Origin of the sequence: Burkholderia ubonensis subsp. mesacidophila, assembly GCF_002097715.1 — a bacterium.
Classification (GTDB): Bacteria; Pseudomonadota; Gammaproteobacteria; order Burkholderiales; family Burkholderiaceae; genus Burkholderia; species Burkholderia mesacidophila.
This window is the reverse complement of record NZ_CP020738.1, coordinates 1,603,804-1,610,719: the sequence shown is the minus strand read 5'-3', so window position 1 is coordinate 1,610,719 and position 6,916 is coordinate 1,603,804. Positions and strand designations below refer to the sequence as shown.

General features: G+C 63.1%; 6 protein-coding genes. 2 read left to right on the top strand and 4 right to left on the bottom strand.

The features are described 5' to 3' along the window. Nucleotides 1-142: 142 nt before the first annotated feature. The 4 genes from B7P44_RS36660 to B7P44_RS36650 form a co-directional block, all read right to left on the bottom strand. A complete protein-coding gene (locus B7P44_RS36660) occupies nucleotides 143-301 on the bottom strand; it encodes a hypothetical protein (RefSeq protein ID WP_157721098.1) in 159 nt (52 codons plus the stop codon). Nucleotides 302-436: 135 nt separating this feature from the next. Further along, a complete protein-coding gene (locus B7P44_RS36655) occupies nucleotides 437-676 on the bottom strand; it encodes a hypothetical protein (protein ID WP_133117896.1) in 240 nt (79 codons plus the stop codon). A 379-nt stretch (nucleotides 677-1,055) separates the two neighbouring features. Further along, entirely contained in the window at nucleotides 1,056-2,270 is a 1,215-nt protein-coding gene (locus B7P44_RS24720) for an acyltransferase family protein (RefSeq protein ID WP_157721097.1), read from the bottom strand. Between the two features lie 63 nt (nucleotides 2,271-2,333). After that, nucleotides 2,334-2,903 carry a hypothetical protein gene (locus B7P44_RS36650; protein ID WP_133117895.1) on the bottom strand — a complete coding sequence of 190 codons (570 nt, stop codon included), beginning with the start codon at nucleotides 2,901-2,903 and terminating at the stop codon, nucleotides 2,334-2,336. A 261-nt stretch (nucleotides 2,904-3,164) separates the two neighbouring features. On the opposite strand from B7P44_RS36650, the gene B7P44_RS24710 reads away from it, so the two are divergent. Next, nucleotides 3,165-4,460 (top strand): MFS transporter, encoded by a 1,296-nt coding sequence (locus B7P44_RS24710; protein WP_084910009.1) that lies wholly within the window; start codon nucleotides 3,165-3,167, stop codon nucleotides 4,458-4,460. Between the two features lie 19 nt (nucleotides 4,461-4,479). Then, the gene (locus tag B7P44_RS24705; protein ID WP_084908584.1) at nucleotides 4,480-6,894 is read left to right on the top strand and encodes a glycoside hydrolase family 31 protein; all 2,415 of its coding nucleotides are present in this window, start codon (nucleotides 4,480-4,482) and stop codon (nucleotides 6,892-6,894) included. The last annotated feature ends 22 nt before the right edge of the window (nucleotides 6,895-6,916 follow it).

Below are 6,916 nucleotides of genomic sequence, written 5' to 3'. Positions count from 1 at the left end.
TGGAATGCGAATCAAATGGGGGTAACGACCAACCCCACGATCAAACCCATCGATTCGAAAATCCCTGGCCGAATTTTTTTATATGATCGAAATTGCGTTTGACGCAAAATCGTGATACTTCTTGTAATTTTTCGTAATGGTATCACACGCCTTGAAAAAGCGGACAATGGCCATCGCCGTCGCGCGATGCAAGGCATCGTGCCGCGCGCATCGCGTTTAAATGCCAATGAGCATCACGCTCATATTGCTCGCCCAGTTGCCGCACTGTGTCGATTACCATGCGGCCATCTTGATCGCTCATATCGCGCCGAGCCGCGTAGCGAGCGATTTGCAATATCCTGGCCGCCGGTTCGCTTGACCCCACACCTCCGACGCAGCTACTCGTTCAACTTCGAGCGGCGGCATACAAGGAGAACGGCCGCGATTCCGCGCGAAATCAAGGCGCCGAACGGATGAACTGAAATGGCCGATACCGCAGGCTCGGCGGAACAACGGCTTTTACGAAGCGATGGGAGCGATCCCTTCGACCGGCGGCGACCGTTCCTGCGACGTGCGGCTTGATGGCTTCACCGTTGTGATGGCGTTTCAGCGGCTGGCGCCGATCCGCGAAGGCAGTGGCAAGGGCACGCGCCGTGCCGCCATCGACGAACGAACCGGCCCGGGACGAACCCATCATTCGCCACGAGCCTTGCCATCATGCGGCCCGATCGGCCGCACCGGCCAATCCGCCCATCGGTACGTGTCGTTCAGCGGATAGCGAATGCGATTCTCGGGTTTCGGCGTCTCGCCGATCACGGTCAGTCGCACTTCCTGACGGGTGTTGTTGAGAAAACTGCGGCAAATACCGGCGCCTGCGGGAAATCCGACGGAGTCCCCCGGTTAGTGTTCGTTGTCCGGCCCCTCAAGCGCGGTCCAGTGCTCGATGAAGCTGGGCCGGACGTTGCATCGCGGTCCGCCCTCCCGAAAGCAAGTAGGGTATGACGACACTCGTGAATGCTGATGCCGATCCTGCGGCATCGCCGGCAACGAAACGAGACAGGCACGACACCACGCCCTTAGCCTGTCGTGCCGTCCCCCAACCGTTCGTTCCCGGCATTGCCTTTCGCCGCCATCCAACGGCCAACGCCAGCGCTCGCTCGCTTACCGACCCGGTGTCCAAGATCGATGAACGGCCGCTCCACTGACGCATGGAGCAGCGCGGCGATCGCTGACAACACCAGCGCGCCGACAATCGTCACGATCCAGAATTCAATCGATCCTCGCATGACGATCGGTCGGATGGCGGCATTGTCGAAGCCGATTGAAAAGACGAAGCCGTGAAGCAGATAGATACCGTAACTGATATGGCCAAGCCGGACGGCTGCGCGACTCGAGAGCAGGCCGAAAATGTCCGCACCGTTGGCGACCTGAAAAAACATGATTCCCAGCAGCAATGCCTGCAGCGTACTGAACGGCTCCGGATGCACCCAACAGGCTGCGCCCAACGCAATCAGCGCGATTGCGGAAGACAAGTTACGCGCCAACGGAATACGGATCTCGGCCTTTGCAAGCGATGCCGTCAACATGCCGATGGCGAACATCGTCAGGTATTTCCAGCTTTCCGCATGGGACAATTGCGCCCCCGCGATCGACAGCAACAGAAATGCGAATGCGGCAATCAAGTGCAGCCGCGGTCTTGCGAAAAGCGACGCCGGCAACAATGCGATGTAGAAGCGCCACTCATATTTCAATGTCCAGACAACGCCGGCGACAATGATCCAGACGTTTTCATAGCCATTGAAGTCATGCTGCACCAGGAAGCCGAGCGCATACCACTGCGCCAGAGCTTTCGCCACGTCCGTGGGCGAGTCCTGCAACTGGAAGCCGCTACGTGCGAAGACGACGATGACGAGACCGGTAATGGCAATCCAGTATATCGGCGCGATCCGGAAGAACCGCCCGATGTAGAGGCGAAGCCAGTCGACTCGCCCATCGCGGGCGAGCAGTTTTCCCCAAAAAAGATACCCGGTGATCATGAAGAACAGCGCGACCGCCACGCTCCCGAGCTGCGAGAACAACCAGTCTTCAGGCAGGCTCCAGCGCCCTGTCGACAGCCATGTCCGCGCAATGACGGCGTGATGGAGCATGACGCTCAATGCGAGGTAACCGCGCATCCCGTCGATGGCGGTAACGCGATGCTTGCCGGCCGACGCCGGCTCATCGATAAAACGCCAGATATTCGACGAGAAGAAAACGGTAACGATTATTAGAGTAATGATGTAGCTGAACATCGAACATCCGGCCCCGACAGAAGCCCGGGATGGTAGCATGCTCGAAGTCTGTTTTAAATCTATTTATTCCGAAAATTGACGTCGCAAGTCAATATAGAGGCGTAATTCCAATGCATCAGACGCATATCGGAATTTGCTGATTCGCGGCGTAATCCCCTGCGCCAAAACCTCGCTCGAGTGGCCGATGACTCCGGCATCGCGCGGTCGAATGCACTGCGTCTGGCTCGCCGTATCGTGCACGCCGTGGCTGCTCGCCACCCCGACGCTGAAGCCCCTCGCCGCGCCGTTGCTGCCGATCCCGCGACTGCTCGATTCCTGATGGCGCTTGCTCGTTTCCAGACCCGCGAGCACGTTGATCGCACCTTGCTTCGCGATCACATCACTTGCAATCGCTGAAGTCGGTCGAGGTTTAATGCCACGTGATCGAGCGTGGCGACGGAAGAACTCGTTGCAAACGCAACCTGGAGGGTCGGGCCAAATGCGATCGCCCGCCGAGCGTCGGCCGCGTCGATCGTCAATGGCGACTCCGCCCTGCACTTTTGGTCTCGAGCCGCCCACACCCTGACGCACCGAGACGTCATGTGGTCGGACCCGCACAATTTCGGGATCGCGCATCAATGTCCGTTCGAACATTCAAATGAACATCCGGCGAACAGTAAAAGTTCGATCGCTGTCGTCTCGGCTCACCATTCGAAACACCCGAAACGGCTGACGCGACAAGGCGCGTCGGACGATCCCGCCGCATCAGCATGGTTTTCCCCAATATCTGGGCAGGCCCCTAGTGGTACGATGACCGACGTGGAATATCGACGAAATGTTCGAATTCGCGCATCGACGAATCGCCACGCCGCCGAGCGGGACCGGCAGCAGTCCCGAACATGGATGGAGACAATCTTGCGGAAAATCATAGGCTTGCGCTGGTGGATCATTGCGCTCGTGTGCCTCGGGACGATCGTCAATTACCTGTCGCGCAACGCGCTCGGCGTGATGGCGCCCGAATTGAAGACCCTGCTGCACATGAATACGCAGCAATACTCGTATGTCGTCGGAGCATTCCAGGTCGGATACACGATCATGCAGCCGGTGTGCGGGCTGATCATCGACCTGATCGGCCTACGCATCGGTTTCGCGGTGTTCGCTTGCCTGTGGTCGCTGACGGGCGTGCTGCACGGCTTCGCGGGCGGCTGGCTGTCGCTCGCGGCGCTGCGCGGCCTGATGGGGCTGACGGAGGCCGTCGCGATTCCTGCCGGCATGAAGGTCGTGGCCGAGTGGTTTCCGAACCGTGAGAAGTCGGTGGCGGTCGGCTACTTCAACGCCGGCACCTCGCTCGGCTCCCTGCTCGCGCCGCCGCTCGTCGTGTTCCTGTCGCTGCGCTACGGCTGGCAAAGCGCATTTGCGGTCACGGGCGCGCTCGGTTTCGTCTGGGCCGCGATCTGGTACGTGTTCTATCGCTCGCCGGCCGATCATGCGCGCATCAGCACGAACGAACGCGACGCGATCATCGGCGGCCAGACGCCGGTGGCGTCCGGCTCGCAGGACAAGCGCCGCGTGCGCGAAGTGCTGGGCACACGCCGTTTCTGGGCGATCGCGCAGGCGCGCTTCTTCGCGGAGCCGGCGTGGCAGACGTTCAGTTTCTGGATTCCGCTGTATCTCGCCACCGAGCGGCACATGGACCTGAAGCAGATCGCGATGTTCGCGTGGCTGCCGTTCCTCGCGGCCGACCTTGGCGGGTTGTTCGGCGGCTATCTGTCGCCGTTCCTGATGAAGCGGTTTCGCATGCCGCTGATCTGGTCGCGCGTCGCGGGCGTCGTGCTCGGCGCGTTCATGATGATCGGCCCGGCCTGTATCGGGCTCGTCGCGTCGCCGTACCAGGCGATCGCCCTCTTCTGCGTCGGCGGCTTCGCGCACCAGATGATTTCGGCGCTCGTGAATACGCTGGCGGCCGACGTCTTCGAGCCCGGCGAAGTCGGCACCGCCGCGGGCTTCGCTGGGATGGCGGCGTGGATCGGCGGGCTGGGTTTCTCGCTGCTGGTCGGCGCGCTGGCCGACAAGCTCGGCTACGGGCCGCTGTTCGGCGCGCTCGGCGCGTTCGACCTGATCGGCGCGACGCTGCTCGTCATCCTGATGCGCGGCGTGACGCGCGACGCCACGCCGCAAAAAATCGACCACGGCGCGCATTCCGCCGCCTGACCTGACCTCGACATTCATCATGGCCACCTTGAAGAATCCACCGCGCTTCGCGTTGTCCGCCCAGCAGGGCCATCACCTCGTTCTGACCGCCGTGGACGGCTGCCGGATCGAGCTGTTCGTCCTCGCCGACGACATCATCCGCGTGCTCGTGCTGCCTGACGGTGCGTTGCGCGGGCCGCGCACGTGGGCGATCGCGCCCGGAATGGACGATGTGCCGCTCGAAGGCCGCGACCGCCACGACATGAGCGGTTTCGACCCGGTGCCGTATACGACGATTGCCGATCGCGAGCACGTGACGATCGAAACCACGTGCGTGCGGCTCACGGTCGCGCTCGACGGCGGCTTCTGCGCGTGGGACATCCTGCACGACGGCGCATGGCAGCGCGTGATGAACGATCGCAAGACGCAGGCGTACAACTTCGGCTGGTGGGACGCGCGCGTGTATCACTACGTCGAGCGCGGGCCGGACGAACTGGTCGTCGGCCTCGGCGAGCGCGCGGGTGCGCTGGATCGCACGAACCAGAGCTTCGAGATGCGCAACATCGACGCGATGGGCTACAGCGCGCGCACGAGCGATCCGCTCTACAAGCACATCCCGTTCTACGTCACGTGGCAGCCGCGGACGCTGACGGGGTTCGGCCTGTTCTACGACACGCTCGCCGACTGCCGCTTCGACATGGGGCGCGAGCTCGACAACTATCACGGGCAATATCGCCACTTCGTCGCCGAGCACGGCGATCTCGACTATTACTTCATCGCGTCGCCCGCCACGCCGCTGCACGCGGTGCGGCGTTTCACATGGCTGACGGGGCGGCCCGCGCTGATGCCGAAATGGGGACTCGGCTATTCCGGCTCGACGATGAGCTACACCGATGCGCCCGACGCGCAGGAGCGGATGGACGAATTCCTCGCGCGCTGCGGCGAGCACGACATCCTGTGCGACTCGTTTCACCTGTCGTCCGGCTACACGTCGATCGGCCCCAAGCGCTACGTGTTCAACTGGAACCGCGACAAGTTCCCGGACGTCGATGGCTTCGTGAAGCGCTACCTCGATCACGGCGTGCGTCTGTGCCCGAACATCAAGCCGTGCCTGCTGCAGGACCATCCGGCATTCGACGAGGCCGCCGAAGCGGGCCTGCTGATCGAAGCGCGCAACGGCGATCCGGCATGGGTGCAGTTCTGGGACGAAGTGGGCGCCTATCTCGACTTCACGAATCCGGCGACGATCGACTGGTGGAAGTCGCGCGTGAAGGACAGCCTGCTGCGTCACGGCATCGCCGCGACATGGAACGACAACAACGAGTTCGAGATCTGGTCGCCCGATGCGATCGCGCACGGCTTCGGGCAGCCGTTCCCGGCGCGCGAGGCGAAGGTGCTGCAGACCTTGCTGATGATGCGCGCGTCGCGCGACGCGCAGCGCGAACATGCGCCGGGCCGGCGTCCGTTCCTCGTGTCGCGCTCGGGCGGCGTCGGCATGCACCGCTACGTGCAGACGTGGTCCGGCGACAACACCACGTCGTGGGAAACGCTGCGCTACAACCTGAAGATGGGCCTCGGCCTCGCGATGTCGGGCGTGTCGAACAGCGGCCACGACATCGGCGGCTTTGCCGGCCCGGCGCCCGAACCGGAACTGCTGGTGCGCTGGGTGGAATTCGGCATCTTCCTGCCGCGCTTCAGCATCCATTCGTGGAACGACGACGGCACCGTCAACGAACCGTGGATGTATCCGGACGTGACGGGCGAGATCGCCGGGCTGATCAAGCTGCGCTATCGCCTGATTCCCTACCTGTATGAACTGCTGTGGCAATCGCACAGCGCGTATGAGCCCGTATTGCGCCCGATGTTCGCCGAGTTTCCGCATGATCCGCGCTGCCTCGCCGACGGCGACGACATGATGCTCGGCGCGTCGCTGCTCGTCGCACCCGTGGTCGAGAAGGGGCGGCACGCGCGCGAGGTCTATCTGCCGGCGGCCACGCGCTGGGTGTCCTACTGGAGCGGCGAAACGTTCGACGGCGGGCAGACGGTCACGTTTCCGGCGCCGTTCGGGCAGCCCGTGATGCTGCTGCGCGAAGGTGCGGTGCTGCCGCTGAACGTCGCGGAGCAGCATTTCGGCCGCCCCGCCGACGAACGTGCGTTCATCATCGTGCCGCATGCGGGAAACGGCGTCGCAACAGGCCGCTGCATCGACGACGACGGCGAAGCGGAAGCCTCGCCCGGCGGCGAGCAAGGGCGATGGAACGTGGCCGTGGCGAGCGATGCGGCCGCGTTGCGCATCTCGGTCGAACGCGCGGGCCCGATGCGCAGGAATCAGACGCACGTGCAGGTGAGTCTGCCGGCGGCCGACCGTCGCGATGTCGTGAGCGCACACGGCGACATCGTCGACGAGCGCGTGGCCGGCGGCTGGCGCCACCTGACCCTTCGCATTCCACTTTGACGACAAAACATCGACCGGCCGC